This window comes from Streptomyces asoensis (assembly GCF_013085465.1).
GTDB lineage: Bacteria > Actinomycetota > Actinomycetes > Streptomycetales > Streptomycetaceae > Streptomyces > Streptomyces cacaoi_A.
The window spans coordinates 9156917-9181132 of record NZ_CP049838.1; the positions used below are offsets into that span (position 1 = coordinate 9156917).

Sequence of the window (24216 nt, forward strand, 5' to 3'; positions counted from 1 at the left end):
CGATGACTTCCGGAGTCCCTCATGCCCGAGGTCGAACACCAGGACGCCACCGTACTTTCCGAGGACGAGCTGCGCACTCTGGACGCGCACCGGCGGGCCGCCGATCACCTGGCCGCCGGACAGATCCATCTGATGTCCGACCCGCTGCCGACCGAGCCCTTGAGGCCCGCACACATCGAGCCCCGACCGCTCGGCCACCGGGGCACCTCGCCCGGCCTCAACCTCGTGTACACGCACCTCGACCGCGTGATCAAGACGCGCGGACTCGACGCCCTGTGCACCACATCGTCGACTCCGTGGTCAACCAGCACATCAAGTGGCTCAAGACGTCACGCGAGTTGCCGTGGCGCGCGCACATCGCCTCCCTCAACCACCTGCTCACCTCGCACGTCCGGCGCCAGGACCACAACGGCTTCTCCCACCAGGACCCGGAGTTCGTCGACCGCGTCCTCAACGAGAGCCCGGAGCCCGACGGCGTCCTCGGCGTCAGCGGCTCGCGGAGTCCAGTGCCGACTGGAGCGACTCGCGGTAGCCGTCGCTGGTGTACGTGGCACCGGAGACGGTGTCGATGTCGGCACTCTGGGCCGTGAGCGCCTCTCTGGTCAGCTGCGGGATGGCATACGCGTTGATCTGCTGGTCCCTCGGGTTCTCCTGGGGGTAGGTGACCGCGGTGACGTCGGTGAGCTTTCCGTCCTTCAGCGTGACGCGGACCTGGACGGGGCCCCAGCGGGTCTGGACGGAGTCCCCGGTGAGGGTCCGGGTTCCCGTGGCCGCCGAACCGCTCGACCCGCCAGACCCGGTCGCTCCGCTCGACGCACTGGAACTGCCGGAAGGCGCGGGGGAGGACGCCAACCCTGCGACGGCCGGCGTCGTGTGCGGCTTCAGCGACAGCAGCAGCACCATCCCGGAGACGGTCGCGGCGCTGGCCAGCACGATGCGGCGCAGCGGACGGTTCTTCTTCAACGTGTGCAAGGCGGCCTCACAGCTCGAAGGACTCGTGGTGGATACGGCTGTCCGGGACCCCGGCGGCGCGCAGTGCCTCGTACAGATCCCGCGCGAACCCGTGCGGGCCGCACAGATACACGTCGTGGGCGTCCAGGTCGGGCACCGCCGCGCGCAGGGAAGGGGCCGTGAGGTCCGGCCGCCGACCTTGGGGAGCGTTGAGCGCGTACAGCACCTTCGCCCCGCGCCACCGCGCGACGGTCTCCAGCTCGGCGCCCAGCGCGAGGTCCTCGGCCGTGCGGGCGCGGTAGAGGAGGGTGACCTCGCCGGGCAGCGTCTCGAACAGCGCCCGCAGCGGGGTGATGCCGACGCCGCCCGCGATGAGCAGGGCCTTGTGCGCGCTCTGCCGGTCCGCGGTCAGCGCCCCGTACGGCCCCTCCACCCACACGCGGGTGCCCGGCCGCAGCAGGCCGACGGCGGCACTGTGGTCGCCGAGTGCCTTGACGGTGATGCGCAGCAGGTCGGGGCGCGGCGGCGCCGACAGGGAGTACGGCGTGGAGGTCCAGCGCATGCCCTCGGTGAGGAACCGCCAGCGCAGGAACTGCCCCGGCCGCGCGCCCAGTTCGTCCAGTCGTCGGCCGCGGACGACGACGGAGTGCACGCCCGGTGCCTCCCGGTGCACGGAGTCGACCCGCAGTCGGTGACGCAGGTTGAGCCGTATCGGAGTCAGGACACGGAACCACACCACCAGGGCCGCGACGCCGAGGTACAGCACGTACCAGGCGGCCTGAACGGGCCGGCTGCCGACGAGGTCGGACCCCAGGGCGAGCTGGTGGCCGAAGGCGAGGAAGACCGCGGCGTACGTCAGCAGGTGCGTGTAGAACCAGAACTCGTGGCTGACCCGGTCGCGTACCGCGCGGGCCGAGACGATCCCGACCGCGAACAGGATGAAGGTGCCGGCGGTGGCCTTGAGCATCTCCGGGTAGTCCAGGACCACCGTGAGCGTCTCGTGCACGAATGACGAACCGTCCTGGGCGGCGTACCCGAGCAGGATCAGCACGACGTGCGCCACCAGCAGACAGATCGTGTAGCGGCCCGCCATCGCGTGCCAGCGCGTCACCCGGTCCGCCCCGATGCGCCGCTCCAGGAGCGGGACGCGGGCCATGAGACCGACGAGGACGGCGCAGGCGTACCCGCACAGCAGTCCCGCGATCCGCCCGGCCCCCGTCAGCCGGCCCGAGGCGCCCACGACCGACCCCGTGTCGTGCCACCACAGGGCGACCACGGCGGCGGCACCGCCCCACAGGACGGCGAGCACGGGGCCGACGGGGGAGCGCCGTGGAGCGGGAGGCGCCGGGGCCACCCTTCGTCGCGCGTAGGCCGTCGTCATCCGCATGTCCCTTCGGCTGTCCGTACGACCCCCGGTTCTTCGGCCGTCCGGGACGACACTGTGCCGACGCAACCTCTGAGCCCGCTCTCAGCGACCGACGGGCGACGCGGACCCGCCGCAGGTCGGAGGGTCGCCCAGGTGATCGGTGCCGACCGGCGGCACGGCGCACTCAGAGGGAACTCAGAGGTTGGGAAGACAGCTCATGTCGTGGCGAGACCGCATCCTGGTAGCTGAGATGAACACTTCCCGCCCCCGCGGCTCCGGCCGCCCCCTGCTGACCCGGACCGACGGCGCCCCGCTCCGGGTCCTCGTCGTCGACGACGACCCCGACCTCGCCGAGGTTCTGTCCGGTGCCCTGCGCTACGACGGCTGGGAGGTACGCACGGCGGGCGACGGCGTCTCGGCCGTCGCCGAGGCACGTGAGCTGTTGCCCGACGCCATCGTCCTCGACGTCATGCTCCCGGACACCGACGGCTTCGCCGTGCTGCGCTCGCTGCGTGCCGTGCGCCCCGACGTGTGTGTGCTCTTCCTGACCGCACGGGACGCGGTCGAGGACCGCATCGCGGGCATCACGGCGGGCGGCGACGACTACGTGACCAAGCCCTTCAGCCTGGAGGAGGTCGTCGCCCGCCTGCGCGGACTGCTGCGCCGGGCCGGCATGGCCCGACAGCTGGCGGAGGGGCCGCGGCTGACCGTCGGCGACCTGGTCATGGACGAGGAGGCTCGAGAGGTCACCCGCGGCGGCGAGCTCGTCGAGCTGTCCCCGACGGAGTTCGAACTGCTGCGCTTCCTCATGCGCAACCCGCGACGCGTCCTCAGCAAGGCACAGATCCTCGACCGGGTGTGGTCCTACGACTTCGGCGGGCAGGCCCATGTCGTCGAGCTGTACATCTCCTACCTGCGCAGGAAGGTGGACGCGGGCCGCCCGCCCATGATCCACACGGTGCGGGGCGCCGGATACGTGCTCAAGCCGGTGGCCCGGTGAGGAGGGGGGCACGACAGCGCCCCGCACGCGGTCCGCTCCGGCGCGGGGCGAGGCGGTGGCCGGCCCGGCTGCCCCGGCCGCACACGTTGCGGGCGCGGCTCACCACCGGCCTCGTCGTGCTGCTCGCGGTCAGCTGCGCGGCCGTCGGGGTGGCGGCGGTGGTGGAGCTGAACGGCTTTCTGACCGGCCGCCTCGACCAGCAGCTGCGCGACGCGGGCGAACGGTTCCCGGCGAGCCTGGAGCACGGCGGGACGCTGCCCTCCGATCACGACGGCGACGGTGACGGCGACAAGGACGGTGACGGGGATGGCGACACCCGCCGGCAGACCGTCGGCACCTTCGGAGCCCGGCTCGTCGGCGACACGGTCACGAACGCCGCGGTGGTGGGCTCCGGCGCGGGCACGGGCGCGGGCGCGGGCGCGGGCGCGCTGGACGTTGCGCTCGACGCCGCGGACAGGAGAACGCTCGCCTCGGTGCCGACGGACGGCAGAGGGCACACGATCGATCTCTCCGCGCTGGACGACTACCGCGTGATGGCGGTCCAGGGCAGAGACGGCGATGTTTTGATCACCGGGCTGCCCACGGAATCCGTCGAGGCCACCGTCCACCGGCTGGAACTGGTCGCCGCAGTCGTCTTCGGCGCCGCGCTGGTCGTGGCCGGCTTCGCGGGAGCGCTCTGGGTGCGCTGGTCGCTGCGACCGCTCAGCAGGGTGGCCGCGACCGCCACGAAGGTCAGTCGGCTACCGCTCTCCAGCGGCGAGGTGGGTCTCTGGCCGCGCGCGCCCGAGGCCGACCCGCGCAGCGAGGTCGGACGGGTCGCCGACGCCTTCAACACGATGCTCGGCCACGTCGAGGACGCGCTGACCAAACGGCACGCGAGCGAAGAGCGGCTGCGCAGTTTCGCCGCCGACGCCAGCCACGAGCTGCGCACGCCGGTGGCGTCGATCCGCGGCCACGCGGAACTGGCACTGCTCCACCCCGGTCCGGTGCCACAGAAGGTGGCGCGGGCCCTGGAACGCATCGAGGCGGAAGCGGCCCGCATGGGCGAGATGGTCGACGACCTGCTGCTGCTCGCCCGCCTCGACGCGGGCCGTCCCCTGGAGCGCCTTCCCGTCGACCTGACCCGTCTGGTCCTGGACGCGGTGACGGACGCGCAGGCCGCGGGCCCCGGACACCGCTGGACGCTGGAGCTTTCCGAGGAGCCGGTGACGGTGACGGGTGACGCCCACCGGCTCCATCAGGTGCTGGCCAACCTGCTGGCCAACGCCCGCCTCCACACACCCGTCGGCAGCACGATCACCATCTCGCTGGAGACCGACGACGGCATGGCGGTGCTCAAGGTCCACGACGACGGCCCCGGCGTCGCCGCGGACGTCCAGCCCAGGGTCTTCGAACGCTTCACACACGGGGACCGCCGCCGCACGGAGGGCGTGGAGAGCGGCACGGGCACCGGCCTCGGCCTGTCGATCGTGGCGGCGGTGGCAGAGGCCCACGGTGGCGGCGTCGCCCTCGAAAGCGCTCCCGGCTCGACCACCTTCACGGTACGGGTCCCCGCCGCCAAGGGGTGATCGGCCACTGGTGTCCTCCGGGTCGTAGAGGCCGCTCCAGGCGGCCTCGCGGCCGTTGATCAGGTCGCTGAGTCGGCGGAGTCGTCACGTCACTCGAATGCGTTACCGTGCGCCGTCGCCACCTCGGGCGGAATGAGGAACTCGAACTCGGGGCGGTCCCATGCCACGGCCGGCGGGTTCGCGGAGGCGGTCCCGGTACGTACCGCACCCTCGCTGCGGTAGAAGCCCTCGGCGGGAGGATGCGACACCACCAGGACGCGGTCGAGCTCGGCGGCGCGGGCCTCGGACTTCATGTGTGCCACGAGCAGCCGTCCGATGCCACGTCCCTGTGCTCCGTCGGCCACGAACAGCAGGTCGAGCTCCGGTGGGGCGAGGACGAGCGAGTAGAACCCGAGGACAGGGCTGTGGTGCTCGTCGGCGGCGACGGCCACGAAGACGCGGTGGGTCTCGATGTAGTCGGGTCCCACCCGGTAGTCCGCGACCATGGGCGCGTACGGACCTTCGTAGGCGCGTGAGCCGCGCACGAGCCGCGTGAGCCGTTTGGCGTCCCGCGCCACGGCCCGGCGTATCGTGATCGGCCCACCCCTGGGCGTAATGCCTGAGTTCATCAGGAGAGTATTACGCATCGGGAAGCGACTTCTTGCGACGAGCGGTTGAGGGAGATCGGCCGCGGGAACGGCGCGTGAGCATTTCGAGCGTACGGCAGCTGCTGAGCATCGGGATCGGGAGGGGGCGGAAGAGGTGGAGGCAAGCCTTCACCAGGTGCTTCAAGGCGCCCCAGTACTGCTTCGGCGCCTGCTCGTTGCCCTCGTCCAGCAGTCTCTGCATGATTCTGGTCAGGCTCGCCCACGACCGGAGAGCGGCGGTGATGCGACCCGCTCGCTGCTGCGCGGCTCCGAGGGCGAGGAGAATTCTGATTTCCTGGTCGAGCCCGTCGTTCTCCGGCAGGTTGGCCAGGACCCAGGTGTACAGGGCCATGGCCTTGTCGGCTCGTGGTGTGTCCCGGACGGGTAGACCCAGGTCGCTCAGTGCTCTCCTCTCGCACCATGTGTCCTCCAGCTCGTGGTAGATGCCGACCGCTCTGACGTGGGCTTCCGTCGCCTCCAGTCGGCGCCGCCCGCATTTCAGCGTGGTGGCGAGGCGTTTCAGTGCCTCGGCCTCCTTGTGCCGGTCACCGCGGGCCCGGAACAGCGCGACCTCTCGCTCGTGCACCTCGGCGGCCTCGGTGAGGCGGCCGGCCGCACGCAGTGCGATACCGAGGTCGTCCAGCACCGTGATCAACAGGCTTTCCTCGTCGCGCTCCTCGTGGATGGCCGCCGCCCCGCGGTGGGCCGTGACGGCCTCGTCGTACCGGCCGAGCTGCTGGAGTCTGTTGCCCAGGGCGTTCAGCGCCACGGCCTCCAGAGCGCGGTCGCACACCTTGTGGCAGATGTTCACGAGCCTCTCGTAGTTGTCCACCGTCTCCTCCAGGCTCATGTCGCTCACCGCCCACAGGTGCTGCATGGCGATGGCCTGATGGTGCTCGTCGCCGCGCTCCTGGTAGAGGACGAGAGCGCGGCGGTACGTGTCGACGGCTTCGGTGGACTGTTTCATCGCGAACAACGTGTCTCCGAGGCGCATGAGTTGGAGGCCCTCGTGATGCCAGTCGCCCATCTCGGAGAAGTGCCGGACGGTCTCGGTGAGCACGTCGGCGGCCTCCCTGTACCGGTGCGTGTCATGAAGTGTGTCGGCCAGGCCCATGAGCGCCTTGCCGATGCAGCCCTGGTCGCCGAGTTCCTGGCTGAGGGCCAGGCTCTCGGCATGGGCCTCGGCGGCTTCCTCGAACCTCTGGGCCCGCCGGAGCGAGGAGCCGAGGTTGGTCAGTGCCGAGACCTGGCGTTGCCGGTCGCCGCGTGCCCGGCTGATGTCCAGACTCCTGGTGGCGGCCTCCACCGCCTCCGGCAGCCGTCCAGAGTTGGGGAGGGCTTCGCTCAGGTAGTACAGGGCGGTGGCCTCACAGCAGGGATGGCCGATCTCGCGGGCGCAGTCGACGGCCAGCTGCGCGGCGGTCACGGCGTCGGCGGCGTAACTGCCCCGGCCCAGCAGGAACAGACGCATCTTCTCCTGGAGGTCCAGTACCGCACGCGGGTGTCCGGTGGCCGCGGCCCGGACGATGAGCGCCACCAGGTTGGCCCGTTCTTCCTCCAGCCATTGCACGGCGTGTGCACGGTCCCGGAAGCCACTCGGCAACGGTCCGTCGTCATAGGTGTGCAGATGTGCGTTCGCCGCGTGCGCGAGATCCTGACAGTGCTTCAACAGGCGCGTGAAGGCGGCGGTCCGCCACTTGGCGCTGTCACTTTCGACCAGCGTGGCCGCGTAGACGCGGAGGAGGTCGTGCATCCGCCAGCGTTCCGAGCCCACGGGCTGCTCCGCCAGCAGTCCGGCCCGGGCGAGCGCGGCAAGGGCGTCCCGGGTCCGGGCCGCCGACCGTCCCCAGAGTGCCGCCGCCGCGCCCGTGCTGATGTCCGGGCCGGGATTGAGCGCGAGTTGCCGGAACACCTGGCGGTGGTGCGGAAGCAACCGTCGGTACGAGAGGCGGAACGCCGCCTGGACTGCCGTCGTATGCCCGCCGTCTTCGTAGCACAGCACGTCGAGGCGGGTGTGGGCGTCGGCCAGGTCGGCGGCGAGCGCGGCGATCGGCCGTCCCGCGTCGGTGGTGAGCAGGGAAGCGGCGATCTGAAGGGCGAGCGGATGGTGGCCGCAGTGTCCGGCGAGATCGGCGAGCGCGTCGGCCTCCCGCTGCGGGCGTGGATCGTCGGGCCGGGCATACCTCAGCGCCTCGGCGATCAGATCGGCGGCACCGCGTGGCGTCAGTTCGTCCAAGCCGATCAGCCGAGCCCGCAGAGAGGGGCCGGTGAGAAGGTGACGGGAGGTCACCAGCAGTCGGTGCTCCGAGCGGGCGGGGACGAGGCGTTCGATCTGTGCGGCGCTGGACGCGTCGTCGGCGATCAGCAGCACCGCCCTGCCCTCGTCGGCGAGCCGGTTGAGCGCGGCCTGGCAGAGGCCCGTCTGCTCGTCCGGTGTCATCGCGTCGTCCACGCACAACGCCCGCGCCAGTGTGCCGACGGCCTCCTCCGCGCCGACCGGCCCGGCCGGATCGTAGCCCCGCAGGTGAAGGAAGACGGCGCCCCCGGGGAACCACCCCCGCGCCATGGCCCGGTGGGCGACATGGAGGGCCAGAGCGGTCTTGCCGATGCCGGGCAGTCCGGACAGCACCGAGACGACGGTGGCGGCTCGCGCCCGGGACGAGGGGGCGAGCAGCGCAAGTACGGCCTCGGCTTCCTTCTCCCGGCCGGCCAGGTGCGTCGGCTCCGCGGGGAGCCGCAGCATCGGCGACGGGTCCGCGGCGCCCGACGCGCAGACCATGTTGCCGCTGCCGCTGATCTGGATGACATGGCCGTGTCCGGATGCCGTGGCGGCCTGTGCCTGCCCGGCCGTGGTCCTACCGATCACCACGCTCGAAACCTGTCGTACGGTCGTTCCCGCCGACCTGGGTGACACGGGCCCGGCCCGATGCCGTGGCGCGCTGCGTCACTCTGCCTGGGCGCTCCTCGGGAACGGCGTGCCCGAGGCCTCGGTGCCCCGCGACCTGGGTGACCCGGGCGGCATCCGATGCTGTGGCCTCCTGCTGCACCGCCTGCCCGCCGGGCCCGGGAGGGTGCGGCGTCTCAGGCGAGAGGTTGTCCGGAGGGACGGAGCCGGGGCGCCGCTCGTTCCCCGCCCACCAGCCGGCCGCCCCTCCGACCAGCGTGGCCACCGTCGTCGCGAACGCCGTCGCCACCGCCCACCGGTCGGCGTCCGCCCGGGGGAGGAAGCCGAACGGAGCGGCCCGTGCCGACCACAGACAGATCACGAACGAACCGGCCCCCGCGAACACCGTGACGGCCCAACGCCTCGCGCGTTGCATGCGTTCCCCCTTGTCTCGACGCGTGATGTCAGAGGTACAGCGGGAAACGGCCCACCGGGAGCAAAACATGGAAAGCACGGACAGAGCCGCCCTCTTCGGGTAGCTCACGATCCGAGCCGCGTCCACAGCGGTCCCGTGGCAATGCCGTGCTTCGCCGGCTTCGTCTGCTCTCGTTCGGCGTGCAGGGCCGGGCCACTACTGGAGGGCGTGAACCGCGGCTGCGAACAGCGGGGGCATCCGGGACGCAGCGGGGACGATGAGGCGGGCGGTGCCGGGACGGCGGCTCGCGGCCAGCAGGGCCCCGGTCAGCAGCCGGTGTCGTCGGGTCAGCCGCACCCAGGCACGCTCGTACTCGTCCGGCCGGCCGTCGGCCAGGCAGCGGACGGCGGCCCCGGCCGTCGCCAGCGCGAGGGCGATGCCCTCGCCGGTGAGGGCGTCCAGGTAGCCTGCGGCGTCGCCGACGAGCAGGACACGGCCGGCGGTTCTGCGCCGCACCCGCTGTCGCAGCGGTCCGGCGCCGCGTACCCGAGTCGCGGCCGGGCCGCGCAGCGAGGCGGTGAGCGTCGGGAAGGCGGCCAGGTGCCCGTCGTACCCGCGGCGGTCACGGCTGAGGATCGCGACGCCCACCAGGTCGTCGTCGACCGGTGTCACATAGGCCTCGCCGTGCCGTGACCAGTGGACCTCCACGAAGTCCGTCCACGGCTCGGCGCGGTAGTGCCGGCGCAGTCCGTAGCGACCATGGGGGCGGCCCGGCAGTTCCAGCCCCAGGCCACGGCGCACCGGGGAGTGCAGGCCGTCGGCGGCGATCAGCCAACGGGCCGTGATTCCCGCGGCGGTGACCGTGTCCGTGCTCTGGTACACCTCGCCCACCTTGCCCGGCAGCATGCGCACGCCGAGGTCGAGGGCGCGCTGGTGCAGCGCGGAGTGCAGCGTCGTACGGCGGACTCCCAGCCCGTTGCCGCCGCGGAAGGGCGCGTCGGCGCGGGCGGTGCCGTCCAGGTAGCGGATGCCTCGCAGTGCGCGGCCGGTGACCTCGACGCCCAGTGTGCGCAACGCGGCTACACCGCCGGGCATGACGCCTTCTCCGCAGGCCTTGTCCACGGGCGAGGTCCGGGGCTCGACGACGACGGCCTCCAGGCCGGCGAGCGCGGCGTGGACGGCGGCGGCCAGGCCGGCCGGTCCGCCGCCGGCCACCAGGACGTCGATCACGCCGGAGCGGTCGTGGTCGGAGCGGTCGTGGTCGGCGCAGTCGCGGCGGCCAGCGCCCGGTTCTCACAGCGGATGCGCACGGTGAGCAGGGCGGCGTTGAGCACCGTGAACAGGGCCGCGGTGACCCAGGCGGTGTGGACGAGCGGCAGGGCCGCGCCCTCGGCGACGACGGCCACGTAGTTCGGATGCCGCAGCCACCGCCACCGGTAGGGGCCGCCCGTCACCAGCGGCAGGCCGGGTACGACGATCACCCGGGTGTTCCAACGGGGGCCCAGGGTGTGGATGCACCACCACCGCAAAGCCTGCGCGCCCGCCAGCACGGCGAGCATCGGCCAGGCCAGGGCGGGTACGAAGGGGCGGTCGGCCAGCCAGACCTCGGCCGGGCAGGCGATCAGCAGGCCGGTGTGGAGGGCGACCATCGCCGGATAGTGGCCCTGCCCGGTCACGGTCGCGCCGCGGGCGCTGCTCCACCGTTCGTTGCGGCGGGCGACGACGAGTTCGGCGACGCGCTCGGCGGCGACGGCGGCCACCAGCAGTCCGTACCAGATCATGTGTCCTGTGTCCTTCGTCGGTCCGAACTACCAGCGCAGCAGGACGAGTTCGCAGGCGAAGCCGGGCCCCATCGCCAGCAGCACACCCGGAGTGCCCGGCGGCGGGCGGCGCTCGGCCAGAGTGTCGCGCAGTACGTGGAGCACCGACGACGAGGAGAGGTTGCCGACGTCTGCCAGGTGACGCCAGGTCACATCAAGCGCGTCGTCGGGCAGGTCGAGGGTCTCGGTGACGGCCTGGAGGACCTTGGGGCCGCCGGGGTGGCACACCCAGGCGGTCACGTCCTTCGGCTTCAGGCCGTGGTCGCCGAGAAACCCCTCGACGTCATCGGCCAGGTAACGGCGCACCACGTCGGGCACCTGCGGGTCGAGGACGACCTGGAAGCCCGAGTCCTTGATGTCCCAGCCCATGACGCGCCCGGTGTCCGGGTACAGGCGGCTGCGGGTGTCCACGATCACCGGGCCGCCGGTGTCGGCGGGGCGGTCCGCACCGCACGCGACGACCGCGGCGGCGCCGTCGCCGAACAGCCCGGTGGCGACCAGGTTGGCCACGGAGGCGTCGTCGCGCTGGAAGGTGAGCGAGCACAGTTCGACCGACAGCAACACCGCCACGTGGTCGGGGCGGCCCAGCAGGTAGTCGTGCATACGGGCCAGACCGGCGGCGCCGCCGGCACAACCCAGGCCGAACAGGGGCAGCCGTTTGACATCCGGCCGCATTCCGAGGCGGCCGGCCAGCCGTGCGTCGATCGAGGGGGTGGCGATGCCGGTGACGGAGGTGAAGATCAGCAGGTCCACGTCGGCTGCGGACAGACGCGCCGTGCGCAGTGCGTCCCGGACGGCCCTGGTGCCCAGGTCGGTGGCGGCGGCGATGAAGACGTCGTTGGAGGCGCCGAACCCGTCCAGTTCGCCGTACCGTTCGAGCGGCAGTGTCATATGGCGCGAGCGGACCTTCGCACTGCGGTGCAGCCGGTCCAGGATTCGGCGGTCGGCGCCCTCGGGCAGACAGGTGCGGGCCACCATTTCGGTGATCTCGGACTGGGTGCGGCGGTGCGGTGCGAGGGCACCGTGAACGGCGGCGATCCGCGTCATAGGGTTCCCGTCCGGTTACCGACTGGGGCGAGTTGCTCTCACGTGTTCCCCGGCCCGGGACTTCGACACCATGGATCGCCCGTCCGGCCGTTCGTCCCGGGGCGCGGTGCACCGGCCGGGCGGGGCCCGGGCGCCTACGATCGGCCGGGTGGGCACTCCCGAGCAGTCGACGACCGGCGGCCCGGCAGCGAGTTGGGTCGGCCGGGTGACCGGCCTGGCCGGCGCCTGCCATCCCGGGCCTGTCGTGGCGGTCACCGCCTTGATGGCCGCGCTGGCCGTGACCGCAGGCCAGGGCGCCGCGCGTGGTGTCCTGACCGCTGCCTCCGTTCTGGCCGGGCAGTTGTCCGTCGGCTGGTGCAACGACGCGTTCGACGCGCGCCGGGACATCGCCGCCGGCCGCCGTGGCAAACCCGTCGTCGACGGCACGGTCGGTGTGACGGAGGTGTGGGTGGCCGCGTACGCCGCGCTGGCGCTGTGCGTGCCGCTCTCGTTCGCCTGTGGCTTGTGGGCAGGGGCCGTTCACCTGACCGGGGTGGCTGCGGCGTGGGCGTACGACCTGCGGCTCAAGGCGACAGCGTGGTCCTGGGTGCCGTACGCGGTGGGTTTCGCCGCGCTTCCGGCGTTCGTGGCGCTGGGGCTGCCGGGGCAGCCGTGGCCGGCCTGGTGGGTCGTCACCGCCGGGGCGCTACTGGGGGTCGGCGCCCATCTGGGCGATGCGCTGCCGGACATCCGCGGGGATCTGGCGACGGGCGTACGGGGATGGCCGCACCGGCTGGGCCCGGACGGCGCGCGGCTGCTGCTGCCGGTGCCGCTGGTGACCGCGTCCGCGATTCTGGCGCTGGGGCCCGCCGGACCACCCGGCAGAGGGGGAATGGCGGCGCTCGCGGCGGCCGGCCTCGTCGCGGTGGCGGGGACGGTGCTGGGACGCCGCCGGGAGCGTGCGGCGTTCGCGGCGGCGGTCGCCGTGGCGGCGGTGGACGCGGCCTTGCTGCTGCTGCGCGGCACCGGAATCGCCTGACCGTGGGGCCTCGCCGACTGTCGGCCTCGCGCCGCTGAGGTGGCGCGGAAGACGACTGTGTGTCCTCCATGCGGGAGGGGGAGGCGGTCACAGGCGTCGTCTTTCCGCTCGCCGCGGGCGAGATGGCGTACGAGCACGATGGCGTCGGCCGGCCCCCCATGCTGCCGCAACCTCTTGGTCGGCCTTCGGGGACGGGTAGGAGGTGGCGGCGAGGCGGCGGCCGGTGCGCGGTCCGATGTAGGCCGAGTGGCGGTGGCGGCAGCTGTGGTGCACGCCCTGCGCGCCGACGGCGTGAAGGGCCTCCTCCAGCCACGCCCGGCCCGGTTCGCCCACGTCACGGGGGCGAGCGCCGAGTGCGACCAAGCGCCGCGCGACCCCGCCGCGGCCGCGCTCGTTGTTGCGTACCTTGGACATCGCGCGGTCGGAAACACGCGAGTTCGCCGTTCAGACAGCCGGACGGTCTATGCCCCACTCGGTACCCACGTGCACTTCTTCGACTACCTCAAATCCAGCATGGAACACTCAGGGGCACGGCTCACGGCTCACCGTCGAGGCTGTGGGCGGAGGGCCGCCGCTGGGTGAGGCCGCAGCGCTGGCCTCGGTGATGGTCCTGGTCGTGAACCCGACGCGGTCGATGACCGGCCGGAAAACGCCGGGGGCTGCCGCGGCAAGGGTGTGGAGGCGGTGCGGAGTGATCGTCTGCGCACGGCGTTCGATGCCCGACACGATGCTGCGCACGGCCTTGTCGACGGAGCACACCCGCCAAAGCCCTCGTTCGTTTCCGCTCCACAGGCGCCGACCTGCCGGATCCGCGTGGATCGCGTCCAGCATCGGCGTCTTGAGGAAGGTCGGGTGCAATGTGCCGACGTCGACGCCGAGATGCCTCACCTCCAGGCGGATGCTGTTGCACATCGCCCAGACGCCGGCCTTGCTGGCGGTGTAAGGGCCTTGGAGCGGGGAGTGTACGAAGGCCGCCATCGAGGAGACGGCCAGCAAGTAGCCGCGTTGACGTTCGACATGCGGGAGGGCGGCCTTGAAGGTTCGCCATACTCCGGTCAGATTGACGTCGATGACGCGCTCGAAGGCGTCGGGATCGAGGATGGCCGTCGGGGCGATGACGGTCACCCCAGCGTTGGCGACGACGATGTCGACGCGACCGAAGTGGTCGGCGGCTCGGTCGATCGCCGACCGGAGGCTGAGGAGGTCGGTCACGTCCGCGTGGGCTGCCCACGCGGTGCGGGGCCCGCCGAGCATGTCGGCTTGAGCGGCGAGGGCGCTCTCATCGCGGCCGAGGAGGGCGAGGTGCGCGCCTCGATCGTGCAGTGCGGCGGCGACGGCGGAGCCGAGTCCGCCGGTGGAGCCGGTGATGACGACGGTGCGTCCGGCGAGGTCGTAGCGGCTCATGGGGCTCTTTCGGGACGGCTGGATTTGTCGGAATGTCCGAAACGGTTGGCCGACGTCTTGTCAGGTGGAGAGGGGAACGTCGTCGGCGGGCCGGGGAACGGCGGTTGCATACGGCGTGGTGTCGGCGGGCTCAGGGCCCGGCCGGAGGGGAAGACGGCGGCGCAAGGGGGCTGGTAGCCACCAGTTGGCGTTACCCGCCAGCTTCATGACGGCGGGCACGAGCAGGGGACGGATCACCGCAGCGTCCAGGAGGACGGACAGCGCGACGGTGACAGCGATGCTCTTCAGGATGGCGACGTCCGTCACCGCGAGCGCCAGGAGAACGACGAGGACCACGGCGGCCGAGGCGGTGAACAACGGCGCGGCGGCTTGCAGGCCTTCGGCGGTCGCACGGACGGTGTCGCGGGTACGGCCGTGCGCCTCGGTGATGCGGGCCAGCAGCAGGATCTCGTAGTCCATCGACAGGCCGAAGGCGAGGAAGAACGCGATGAACGGCAGTGAGAGGTCGGTGTTGCCGGTCATGACGAAGTCGCCGACCCAGTGGCGCAGATGGCCTTGCTGGAAGACGTAGACCATCGCGCCGAAGGTCGCCGTGAGGCTGAGGATGTTGATCAGCAGGGCCTTGAGCGGCAGGAACAGGCTACGGGTGAAGGCGAGCAGCAGGGCCAGGGTCGCGACGGTCACGACCACAAGAGCACCGGGCAGGTGGTGAAACGCCGAGGTGCGGGTGTCCAGGAAGTCAGCCGTGGCCCCACCGGTGAGGGCTGGCACGGGGGCCGGTCGAGCGCGGACGCTGTGCAGCAGGTCGACAGCGGCAGTGCCGTAGGGCCAAGGTGCGGAGTTGATCGCCAGCCAGGTGCCGCTGGGCAGGGTGAATCGCCGTAGCCCCGCGCAGGGGTGATTCGCAGGTGGTTCTTCGGTCGGTTCACACAGGGGGCCGACGGGCTTGCCGTCGAGGTAGGTGCCGGTCGCGGTGCGTAGTCCTTGGACGCCGGGGAGCCGGGAGAGACTGCGGGCGTAGGCATCGAGGCGGTCGGCGTCGTCGGGGCTGATGGGGTGCCACTCGGGCAGGACGACATCGATCTCGGTCCCGAGGTGGGGGAAGTCGGTATGCAAGTCGCTCATGGTCCGGGCGACGGGTGAATCGGCGGGCAGGGCACGTTCGGCGCTGAAACCGAAAGTCACATCGCGGAAAGGCAGGGCGAGCAGGAGCAGCAGGGCGCTGGTCAGGGTGAGGACTACCAGGGGGCGGCGCATGACGGCGGTCGCCAGGGTGTCCCAGCGGGCGGCGGCCCGGGCGGCCTGGCGTCGGCGGGCGAGGATGTCCCGCCCGGCCAGGCGTTCGCCGAAGCAGGCAAGGGCGGCCGGGACGATCAGGAGGGACGCCGCCGCGGCCAGAACGATGACGCTGATGCCCGCCGTGGCCAGAGAGCGCATCAAAGGCACCGGGAACAGCAGGAGTCCCAGCAGTGAGACGGCGACGACGCCGGCGGAGGCGATCACGGTGCGTCCGGCGGTGCGGCCGGCGAGGACCACCGCTTGGGCGTGCGGGCGACCGAGGGCGGTCTCCTCGCGGTAGCGGGCGATGAGGAACAGGCTGTAGTCCACGGCCAGCGCAAGCCCAACGGCCGTGGTGAGACTGAGGGCGAACGCGGAGATCGGGGTGACGGCGGCGACGGCGCGCAGGATGGCGGCGGTGCCCGTGATGGCGACGGTGCCGACGGCCAGAGGCAGAAGAGCCGCTGGAACGCTGCCGAACATCAGAAACAACAGGACGAACGTGAGGGGCAGGGCCAGTAGTTCCATGCGCACCAGGTCCCGCTCGCTGTACAGGTGAATGGCGCGAGTGACGGCCGCCTCGCCCGCCGCCCGGGTCTCCAGGGGGCCGTACCGGCCGTCGGCATGGGCGAGGACGTCCGCGGTGGCGGCGTGCCGAACGGGCTCGGTGGTGTCGAGCCACACGGCGATGAGGGCCGTACGGCCATCGGTGGCGCGTAGCAGTGGGTCCGGCGGGGGTGGGAGCGCCGGAGTGGAGGCAGCCGGGTCGAGAGGGCCTGTCCAGTACGAGTCGACGGCGGTGACGCCAGGTACCCGGCGCAGGTCCTCCGCGAGGCGAGTACCGGCGGTGCGCGCGGCCGGCTCGTCGACGGACCCGGTGGCGCGGGCGAGGAGCAGGAGGGGCGGCATACCCCCGTGCGGCGACTGCGCCAACAGATTGCGTGCTCGCGCCGCGGTGGTGTTCTCGGCAAGCCAGCCACCGCTGCTCAGGTGTGCGGAGACTCCGGCGGACAGCAGGCCCGTGGTGACGACGAAGAGCGCGGCGGCGGCGAGGACGAGCCGGTTGTGGCGTGCGGCCCATCGGGCGAGCGTGGCGAGGGAGCCCGGGATGTGCGAGCGGTCGGGGTGCGGGGACGGCTCGCACATCACGGTCGGCCTCTCTACTACAGGTGTAAGGGTCGGTGAGTCAGGGGGTGCGAGCGCCTTGTGCGGGCACGGCAGGGGCCGGCACGGTCGGAGTCGGCGCGGTTGAGCTGGGCGCGGCCGGCGCCGGCACGGTCGGGGTCTGATGGCCGAGGCGGATCAGGGCACGGCGGGCGAGGTCGGTGATGCCTTGGGCGTTGAGGAATTCCAGGGTCGGCAGTTCGCAGCCCAGGCGGCGGCGGGCGGCGACGACGGCTTCGACGGCCATCAGCGAGTCCAGGCCGAGTTGATCCAGGCGGCGATCGCGGTCGAGACGGGCGGGGTCGGTCTGCAGGATCTCGGCCAGAACCTGGGTGATGGCGTCCGCCGCCAGGGCGAGTGCTTCGTCGGGGGTGGCGGTGGCGAGACGGTGGCGTAGTTGGTCGGGTCCGTCGTCCTGGGGGGTGTGGAGGGGGATGAGACCGGCGAGGCGGGGGGTCTGCACGGCCGGCATCATGCTGCGGATGCGGGCCCAGTCGATCCTGGCGGCGGCGGTGACGTCGGTGTCCTGGGCGACGGCGTTTGTGAGGGCGGTGCAGGCCTCGGCGGGGGTGAGGTTGTCCAGGCCGAGGCGGGCGAGCATGTCGGTGATGCCGTGGCGGGCGGCGTAGCCGGTGTCGCCGACGGCGCCCCAGGCCACCGTCGTGCCGGGCAGGCCGGTGGCGCGCCGGGTGCGGGTGAGTGCTTCGAGGTAGGCATTGGCGGCGGTGTAGTTGGCCTGGTAGGCGTTGCCGAACCAGGCGGTGACCGACGAGCAGGTAGCGAACAGGTGGAGGTCGCGGTCGCGGGTGAGGGCGTGCAGGGTGGCCGCGCCGAGCATCTTGGGCTCCAGAGCGGTGCGCAGACGTTCGTCGGTGAGTTCGGCCAGCGGCGCGTCGTCCAGGACCATCGCGGCGTGGACCACCCCGCCCAGCGGGGGGCCGTCGGCGTCGATGGTGGCCAATGTCCGGCGTAGGTCCTTTTCGCGGGTGACGTCAGCCGCGTGGGCGGTGGTGGTGGCGCCGCGCTCGGCGAGTGTCTGCATCAGCTGGGAGCCGCCGGGGGTGTCGGAGCCTCGGCGGCCCAGGAGGGCGAGGTGGCGTGCGCCGTGGTCGACGAGACGGTGGGCGAGGGCTGCGCCGAGTCCGCTCAGTCCTCCGGTGACCAGGTAGGTGGCGTGCGGGGAGAGCCGCAGGGGTGCGTGGATGCGCTCCAGGGGAGGTGGCTCCTCGAAGGTGATGACGACCTTGCCGAGGTGGCGCGAGCGCTGAAGGACGCGCAGTGCCTCGCTGATCCGGGTGGCCGGGTAGGCCAGGTGCAGCAAGGGTCGGTAGGTTCCGTCCGCGATGAGCTGGGCTGTTTCGTCGAAGCAGGTCCCGGCTTGGGGCAGGCGGCCGGAGATGAGCTGGTATGCGTCCACGCCGAAGAAGGCGATGTTGTTGCTGAAGGGCCGCAGGGCCAGGGGAGTGGAGGTGTAGATGTCGCGCTTGCCGAGTTCCAGGAAGCGTCCGCCCGGCCGCAGGAGTTCCAGGGTGCGGCTGATGGCCTCTCCCGCCAGGGAGTTGAGGACGACGTCGACGCCCTGCCCGCCGGTGAGGTCACGGACGTGCTCGGCGAAGTCCAGGGTTCGGGAGTCCAGGACATGGCGGACGCCGAGCATGCGCAGCAGGTCGCGTTTGGCAGGGGTGCCGGCGGTGGCGATGACGTGGGCGCCGCGGGCCCGGGCGAGCTGGAGGGCGGCAAGGCCGATGCCACCGGCGGCACCGTGGACAAGAACGGTCTCGCCCGCCTGGAGACGCGCGAGGCGCTCGAGGGCGTGGTGGACGGTGAAGTAGACCACCGGCAGGGTGGCGGCTTCGGTGAACGTCATGCCGTCGGGGACGGTCCCCACGAGGCGGGCGTTGACGGTCACATGGGAGCTGAGGCTAACGGGGTGCGAGCGCGTAGACGCGGTCGCCCGTTGTCAGATGGGTGACGTCGGCGCCGACTGCCGTGACCGTGCCGGCGCACTCCAGGCCCAGGGCCGGCCCGTCCGGCAGCGGCGCCTCCGCGCCCGGGGGCAGGAGGCCGACGGCGAGCATGACGTCGCGGTAATTGAGTGCGGCCGCTGCGACGGCGATGGTGACCTCGTCGGCGGCGGGCTGCTGCGGCCGGTCCGGAGTCCAGATGAGCCGGGGGCGCAGGCCGGCGTCGTGCAGGCGCAGCGTGAAGGGCGTTGAGCCGGAGGCATCGGGTGCGGTGGCGGAGGCGGGCCGGGGGACGGTGCGCGGGACGAAGCGGCCGCTGCGGGTCAGGACGACCTCGTCCTCGTCGGTGGGCTGGAGCAGTTCGGCCGCCAGACGCCGCGCGTCGTCGGCGGGCCGGTCCCCGGCGTCCAGGGAGATCCGCCGGATGGTCAGCTGGGGGATCTCGTTCGCCAGGGAGCGGGTAGCGCCCCACAGCGCCGCGTCCTCAGGAGTGCCCGGTCGTTCGGGGGCGGCGTGGATGCCGCTGGGTCGGGTGACGATCCACAGGTTGGCTGCGCTCCCGGCCGGCAGGCGTGAGCCGGTTTCGGCGAGGTCCCGCAGCACACCGAGTCGGGCGACGGCTTGGTCGCACGTTTCGGCGGGGCTGTCGCCGGGATGGGCGTCGAAGACCAGAACCGTGTGAGGGGGTTGTTCCTCCCCCGCGACCTGCGCCCAGTGCCGAGGAACCTGGTCCAGGCCGGCGGTGCGGACATCGGCGCCCGCCTGGATGAGAACGTCGACGAGGTCGCGGAGCAGGTCGCCGTCGGGGTTCTCCCCGGCCAGCAGCCAGCGCGCGTCCGGGGCGGCGGGCGGCGTGAGGGGGGCGGGGAGGACGGTGGTGCGTGCCGCGCGGCGGGCGCAGAACACCGAGTACTCGAGTTCCGGCAGGGCTTGGTCATGTCCGAGTTGGGCGACCTCGTCGAAGCCGCACTCGCGCAGCAGTGGTGCCCAGGCCTCCCCCGGCAGCAGAGGGGAGTCCTGGCGCAACGGGGCGTCGGTGAAGTCCCAGAATCCCTCGAGCGTGCCGAAGCAGGGGGCCAGCAGGCCGGGTTCGTGGGTCTCGTGGGCGAGAAGTTGTCCGCCGTCGGCAAGGAGATAGGTGATGCGGGAGAGGGTCGCGTGCAGGTCCCGGGTGGCGTGCAGGACGTTGGTGGCGATCACTACGTCGAAGGAGGCCGCGGTGAAGCCCTGCTCGTCCGGGTCCTGGTTCAGGTCCAGGCAGCGGTAGTCGACGAAGTCGAAGTCGGCGAAGCGGGCCTTGGCAGCGGGGAAGAAGCCGGCGGACAGGTCGGTGAAGGTGTATGCGGTGCGCTCGGGCGGCAGATGGGGCAGGAGCAGGGCTGTACTGCTGCCGGTACCGGCACCCACCTCCAGGATGCGCAGCGGCCGGTCCTCGGGCCACGTGCGAACCTGCTCACGTACCAGGGCGAGCAGCAGCTGATTGTGGAAGCGAGGCTGGACGGCGTCGCTGTAGAAGTACTCGATCAGATGGCGGTCGGGTTCGTCGAAGAGGAGCGCCAGCGGATCATGGTCGCCGCGCAGGACGTCGGCCAGGTGCAGACAACACCGGCCGAACAGGGACGTCTCGACCGTATGCTGGGGGAAGTCGCGTACGAGTTGCTGGAACAGCTCCAGCGCCGGAGGGCCGTCGGTGTCGGGAAGGCGCCAACGTGTCGGGCGGCCATCTCCGGCCTGCTGGATCTGGCCCAGCAAGCCGCGGGTGGCATGGGCGAGAAGCTCTGCCAGGCGGGCGTGTCGGGGCTGCATGCCGCCTGCCACCAGATCACCGGTGTCGAACTCGCTCTGTCCCTCCGGCAGCAGCTGGGCGAACGCGTCGGCGATCAGGCGCGAGCAGCACTCGCGTAGACGTTGCAGCCCGGCTTCGTGCCCGTCCTCGCGCCAGGTCTTCTCCAGACGGTCGCGGTAGGGCAGACACCGCCGCGCCAGGGCGGTGGGCGAGGGCAGGGGGCCGGGCAGTGCCGGGTCGGCGGTCCCTGGAGCGGCGCGCAGCACGCTGACGAGGTGCTGCACGGGTTCGGTGGGGGTGTTGCCCATGCGGCGTAGCCGGCAGCCGGTGAGCTGGAGGCAGATCTTGCCGTCGGCATCGGACAGGGTGATGTCCCAGCACGTTTCCTGGGGGTTGCTCTCTCGCAGGCGTACGTGGATCAGGCCGCTCTGCGGCGGGGTGTGCCACAGGCGCAGGGCTTCGACGGCGACCGGCAGGAACGGCAGGTACTCGCCGTCGACGCTGATCAGGCAGGCGCCTGCCTGGAGTGCACCGTCCAGGAGCGCCGGGTGTACGTGGTAGCCGTCGGCCGGTTCGCCCAGGGTGTAGGAGGCGAGGGCTTCGCCCTCGTGCAGCCGCAGGTCGGTGAGGACCTGGAAGGCGGGTCCGTACACGAGGCCGGCGCGCCGGGCACGGGCGTAGTGCTCGGTGACGTCCATGCGGGTGTGCAGACGCGAGCGCAGGTCGGCGAGGTCGACGGACGGCGGCGTGGCGGCCAGCAGCCGTCGCACGCGGGCACGGGCGTACGGCTGCCAGGGCAGGTCGTCGCCGGTACGCGCGGCAATCGTCAGGGCCTGGTCGCCTTCGCTGAGGGAGACCTGTACGCGCACGTCGGCGGCCTCGTCGTTCCAGGGCAGATCGAGGGCACGGGTGATGAGCAGATGGTTGACCTCGACGGGGGCGTCGTGGACGAGCCCGCCTGCGGCAAGGGCCATCTCCAGGTAGGCAGCGGCGGGCATGACGACGGAGCCTGCGACCTGGTGGTCGGCCAGCCACGGCAACCGGGTGGGCTCTACCAGGTTGGACCAGCCGGGCTGCTGTACGGGGACGCGTGCTCCCAGCAGAGGGTGCTGGACGGGGGTGGTCTCGCCGGCGACGCGCAGCCACCACTGAGGGTCACCGTGCCAGTGCCGCTCGCGCTGCCAGGGATAGGCCGGCAAGTCGCTCGTGCGTCCGGGCCGCGGGAAGAAGACGTCCCAATGGATTTGGGCGCCGGCAGCCAACACGTGGGCCGCCGCCGTGTCGACGGCGGCGGGCCCCGGCACGGCCCGAGCACAGGTAGCCGTGACCAGCACCGAACGTTCCAGGCCCTTGATCGCCTTGCGCAGGTAGGGCCGCAGGACGGGGTGGGGGCCGATGTCGACGAAGATGTCGTAACCGTCATTGAGCAGCGTATGCAGGGCCGGTCCGAACAGCACGGGCTCACGGACGTTGCGCCACCAGTAGTGGGCTTCGAGGTCCTCGCCCGGGCAGGCGGTGCCGGTGACCGTCGAGACGAACGGGAGGACGGTGGCCTCCGGACGCAGGCCCTCCAGGCACTCGAGCAGGCCGTCCCGTACAGGGTCCATGGCGCGGCTGTGGAAGGCGTAGTCCAGCTCCAGCATGCGGAAAAAGACCGCGCGCCGCTCCAGATCCGTGCCCAAGGTGCGGAGGTCTTCCTCGGGACCGCAGACGGTGACGTCCTGGTCGCCGTTGACGGCGGCGATCTCCAAAGTGCCGGCGTAGGGGGCGAGTTCCTTGGCTGCCTCCTCCGCGGACAGGCCGACTGCGGCCATGCGGCCCCGGCCGCGGGTGGCTGCCTGAGCACGGCTGCGTTCGGCGACCACCCGGGCGGCGGCAGACAGGCCGAGAGCGCCGGCTACGTGTGCGGCGGCGATCTCGCCGACGCTGTGGCCCAGGACCGCGGCCGGACGGATACCGCGGGCCTTGAACAGTTCCACCAGACCGATCTGGAAGGCGAACAGCAGCGGCTGGGCGATCTCGGTGGCCTCGATGCGCGCGGGGTCGGCTGCGGCCATCTCCGCACGCACCGACCAGCCCAGGTGAGGCCGGAGCGCGTCATCGACCCGGTCGAGCGCCGCCCTGAAAACGGGTTCCTCGCGCAGCAGGTCCGCCCCCATGCCGGCCCACTGGGAGCCGTTGCCGCCGAAGGCGAACACCACGCGGCCGTCAGTCACCGCCTGTCCGGTGGCGGTGGCGACGGGCAGGGGCAGTGCCCCCTGGCCGACGGCTTCCAGGGCTTCGGCTGCCTGCCGGGCGCCGGGGACCAGGACCACGGTCCGGTGCGGGTGCAGGGTACGACGACGTGCGGCCGTCCACGCGACGTCGTAGAACCCCTCGGGGGTCTCCTCCCGGAGCCGCTGGGCCATGCGTGCGGCCGCGGCCTCCAGCCCCTCCGGGGTGCGGGCCGAGACCACTACCGGCAGCACACCCTTGGGGGGCTCACTCGGGTCGGTGAGGGGGACTGCGGGCGCGGCGGCCAGCACGACGTGCGCGTTGGATCCCCCGAAACCGAAGGAGTTGACGCCGACCACCGGCCGCTGCCCGGCAAGGGACCTGGCTTCGGTGCACGGATCGAGCTGCCAGCCCTCGAAGTCGATGTGGGGGCTGAACGGCTGCGCGTGCAGGGTCGGCGGGATGCGGCGGTGACGCAGGACGAGCAGGGCTTTCATCAGTCCGGCCATGCCGGAAGCGGCCTCCAGGTGACCGGTGTTGCTCTTGACCGATCCGATCGGCAGTGGCCCGATCGTGCGGCGGGTGCCCAGGGCGCGGCCGATGGCGTCGCACTCGATCGGGTCGCCCACCGGTGTTCCGGTGCCGTGGGCCTCCAGGTAGGACAGGTCGTCGGCGCTCACGCCGGCCTGGGCGTAGACCTGTTCCAGCAAAGCTGCCTGCGCCTGGGCGCTGGGAAGTGCCAGCCCGGTGGTGCTGCCGTCGCTGTTGACGCCGCTCGCCAGGATCACTCCATGGATGCGGTCGCCATCCGCAAGCGCGTCGGACAGAAGTTTGAGGGCCACCACGCCACCGCCCTCCGCGCGCACGTAGCCGTCTGCCTCCGCCGAGAAGACACGGCAGCGGCCGGTCGGCGACAGCATGGAGGCGGCCGAGAAGCCGGTGAAGCCGAACGGACTGAGCAGGACGCTCACTCCTCCAGCCAGAGCCATACGCGCTCGGCCCGTGCGCAGCGTCTCGCACGCCTGGTGCAGGGCGGTCAGGGCCGAGGAACAGGCGGTATCCACCGTCATGCTCGGCCCGTGCCAGTCGAGCAGGTGGGAGATGCGGTTGGCGGCGTTGGTGGCCGCCAGCCCAGCCATCGAGTACGCGTTGGGCGCGTCACCGCCGGTGGATTGCAAGTCGGCGTAGTCGTGGCTCGACATGCCGACGAACACCGCCGTGTCGGAGTCGGCGGTGGCAATCTGGTCGATGCCGGCGTCGTCCAGGGCCTCGACCGCCATCTCCAGCAGCAGCCGGTGCTGCGGATCCATGCGCGCCGCCTCGCGCGGTGAGACCCGCTGGAAGTAGCCGTTGTCGAAGCCGGTGACGTCCTGGAGGAATCCGCCCGCCGCCGTGTAGCTCTTGTTGTTCCTGCGCCGCCCGGTGTCGACGAACCGTTCGGGGTCGAAACGGTCCGGCGGGACCTCGCCCACCAGGTCGCGTCCCTCCAGCAGCGCCTCCCACAGGTCCTGCGGTCCATCGATGCCGCCCGGCAGTCGGCACGAGAGGCCCACGATCGCCACGGCGGGCCTGTCAGGGTTCGTGGGGGCCACGATCACGGAGTTCTCCCGGTGCACGAAGAAATGGGGGGGTGAGCAGCAAAGACGCCGGCAGGCAATGGCACGCAAAAAGGTGTTCCGCCGCCGGGAACGCCGTGATCTTAGGAGAGCGA

The 24216-nt window shown here is 71.9% G+C and carries 15 protein-coding genes and 2 pseudogenes; 5 read left to right on the forward strand and 12 right to left on the reverse strand.

The window, feature by feature from the left end:
* Positions 1–21: 21 nt before the first annotated feature.
* Together G9272_RS40700 and G9272_RS46500 are read left to right on the forward strand one after the other, a co-directional pair.
* Positions 22–279 (forward strand): annotated as a pseudogene (locus G9272_RS40700) (phosphoketolase); the annotation flags it as partial.
* 2 nt (positions 280–281) lie between these two features.
* Positions 282–467 (forward strand): annotated as a pseudogene (locus tag G9272_RS46500) (hypothetical protein); the annotation flags it as partial.
* Positions 468–486: 19 nt separating this feature from the next.
* On the opposite strand, the gene G9272_RS40710 reads toward G9272_RS46500, so the two are convergent.
* Both G9272_RS40710 and G9272_RS40715 read right to left on the reverse strand, forming a co-directional pair.
* Positions 487–972, reverse strand: a complete 486-nt coding sequence (locus tag G9272_RS40710; protein ID WP_171401222.1) for an FMN-binding protein — start codon at positions 970–972, stop codon at positions 487–489.
* A 7-nt stretch (positions 973–979) separates the two neighbouring features.
* Entirely contained in the window at positions 980–2332 is a 1353-nt protein-coding gene (locus tag G9272_RS40715; protein ID WP_171401223.1) for a ferredoxin reductase family protein, read from the reverse strand.
* Between the two features lie 235 nt (positions 2333–2567).
* On the opposite strand from G9272_RS40715, the gene G9272_RS40720 reads away from it, so the two are divergent.
* Positions 2568–3317 carry a response regulator transcription factor gene (locus G9272_RS40720; RefSeq protein ID WP_301272160.1) on the forward strand — a complete coding sequence of 250 codons (750 nt, stop codon included), beginning with the start codon at positions 2568–2570 and terminating at the stop codon, positions 3315–3317.
* A gap of 86 nt (positions 3318–3403) precedes the next feature.
* Positions 3404–4885 carry a sensor histidine kinase gene (locus G9272_RS40725; RefSeq protein WP_253268086.1) on the forward strand — a complete coding sequence of 494 codons (1482 nt, stop codon included), beginning with the start codon at positions 3404–3406 and terminating at the stop codon, positions 4883–4885.
* An 89-nt stretch (positions 4886–4974) separates the two neighbouring features.
* On the opposite strand, the gene G9272_RS40730 is transcribed toward G9272_RS40725, so the two are convergent.
* From G9272_RS40730 to G9272_RS40755, 6 genes are all read right to left on the reverse strand, one after another.
* Positions 4975–5511 (reverse strand): GNAT family N-acetyltransferase, encoded by a 537-nt coding sequence (locus tag G9272_RS40730; protein ID WP_437184344.1) that lies wholly within the window; start codon positions 5509–5511, stop codon positions 4975–4977.
* On the reverse strand, positions 5504–8380 hold the full coding sequence (locus G9272_RS40735) for a tetratricopeptide repeat protein (protein WP_171401225.1): 2877 nt from the start codon (positions 8378–8380) through the stop codon (positions 5504–5506). The genes G9272_RS40730 and G9272_RS40735 overlap by 8 nt, the downstream gene beginning before the upstream one ends.
* Entirely contained in the window at positions 8367–8831 is a 465-nt protein-coding gene (locus tag G9272_RS40740) for a hypothetical protein (RefSeq protein WP_171401226.1), read from the reverse strand. The genes G9272_RS40735 and G9272_RS40740 overlap by 14 nt, the downstream gene beginning before the upstream one ends.
* A gap of 195 nt (positions 8832–9026) precedes the next feature.
* Positions 9027–10040: an NAD(P)/FAD-dependent oxidoreductase gene (locus G9272_RS40745; RefSeq protein WP_171401227.1), complete on the reverse strand. Its 1014-nt coding sequence runs from the start codon at positions 10038–10040 to the stop codon at positions 9027–9029.
* On the reverse strand, positions 10037–10591 hold the full coding sequence (locus G9272_RS40750; protein WP_171401228.1) for an isoprenylcysteine carboxyl methyltransferase family protein: 555 nt from the start codon (positions 10589–10591) through the stop codon (positions 10037–10039). Before G9272_RS40750 ends, G9272_RS40745 begins: the two co-directional genes overlap by 4 nt.
* Positions 10592–10618: 27 nt before the next feature.
* On the reverse strand, positions 10619–11677 hold the full coding sequence (locus tag G9272_RS40755; RefSeq protein WP_171401229.1) for a type III polyketide synthase: 1059 nt from the start codon (positions 11675–11677) through the stop codon (positions 10619–10621).
* 148 nt (positions 11678–11825) lie between these two features.
* Here G9272_RS40755 and G9272_RS40760 point away from each other — a divergent pair, with 148 nt between their 5' ends.
* On the forward strand, positions 11826–12695 hold the full coding sequence (locus G9272_RS40760) for a UbiA family prenyltransferase (protein ID WP_253268087.1): 870 nt from the start codon (positions 11826–11828) through the stop codon (positions 12693–12695).
* 522 nt (positions 12696–13217) lie between these two features.
* On the opposite strand, the gene G9272_RS40765 is transcribed toward G9272_RS40760, so the two are convergent.
* Genes G9272_RS40765 through G9272_RS40775 form a run of 4 tightly spaced genes read right to left on the reverse strand, consistent with a single transcriptional unit; the run spans position 13218 to position 24103 of the window.
* On the reverse strand, positions 13218–14099 hold the full coding sequence (locus G9272_RS40765; protein WP_171401231.1) for an SDR family NAD(P)-dependent oxidoreductase: 882 nt from the start codon (positions 14097–14099) through the stop codon (positions 13218–13220).
* Positions 14100–14159: 60 nt separating this feature from the next.
* Complete coding sequence (locus tag G9272_RS40770) at positions 14160–16523, reverse strand: MMPL family transporter (RefSeq protein ID WP_171401232.1); 2364 nt, start codon at positions 16521–16523, stop codon at positions 14160–14162.
* A 40-nt stretch (positions 16524–16563) separates the two neighbouring features.
* Positions 16564–18450 (reverse strand): SDR family NAD(P)-dependent oxidoreductase, encoded by a 1887-nt coding sequence (locus G9272_RS45620; RefSeq protein ID WP_253268088.1) that lies wholly within the window; start codon positions 18448–18450, stop codon positions 16564–16566.
* A 13-nt stretch (positions 18451–18463) separates the two neighbouring features.
* Positions 18464–24103, reverse strand: a complete 5640-nt coding sequence (locus G9272_RS40775; RefSeq protein WP_253268089.1) for a type I polyketide synthase — start codon at positions 24101–24103, stop codon at positions 18464–18466.
* Positions 24104–24216 lie beyond the last annotated feature (113 nt).

What these genes read in the sequence shown, in the direction of transcription:
- G9272_RS40770 (WP_171401232.1), bottom strand. Translation starts at nt 16,523, where the DNA reads ATGTGCGAGCCGTCCCCGCACCCCGACCGCTCGCACATCCCGGGCTCC.
- G9272_RS40730 (WP_437184344.1), bottom strand. Translation starts at nt 5,511, where the DNA reads ATGCGTAATACTCTCCTGATGAACTCAGGCATTACGCCCAGGGGTGGG.
- G9272_RS40720 (WP_301272160.1), top strand. Translation starts at nt 2,568, where the DNA reads ATGAACACTTCCCGCCCCCGCGGCTCCGGCCGCCCCCTGCTGACCCGG.
- G9272_RS40755 (WP_171401229.1), bottom strand. Translation starts at nt 11,677, where the DNA reads ATGACGCGGATCGCCGCCGTTCACGGTGCCCTCGCACCGCACCGCCGC.
- G9272_RS40765 (WP_171401231.1), bottom strand. Translation starts at nt 14,099, where the DNA reads ATGAGCCGCTACGACCTCGCCGGACGCACCGTCGTCATCACCGGCTCC.
- G9272_RS40715 (WP_171401223.1), bottom strand. Translation starts at nt 2,332, where the DNA reads ATGACGACGGCCTACGCGCGACGAAGGGTGGCCCCGGCGCCTCCCGCT.
- G9272_RS40740 (WP_171401226.1), bottom strand. Translation starts at nt 8,831, where the DNA reads ATGCAACGCGCGAGGCGTTGGGCCGTCACGGTGTTCGCGGGGGCCGGT.
- G9272_RS40750 (WP_171401228.1), bottom strand. Translation starts at nt 10,591, where the DNA reads ATGATCTGGTACGGACTGCTGGTGGCCGCCGTCGCCGCCGAGCGCGTC.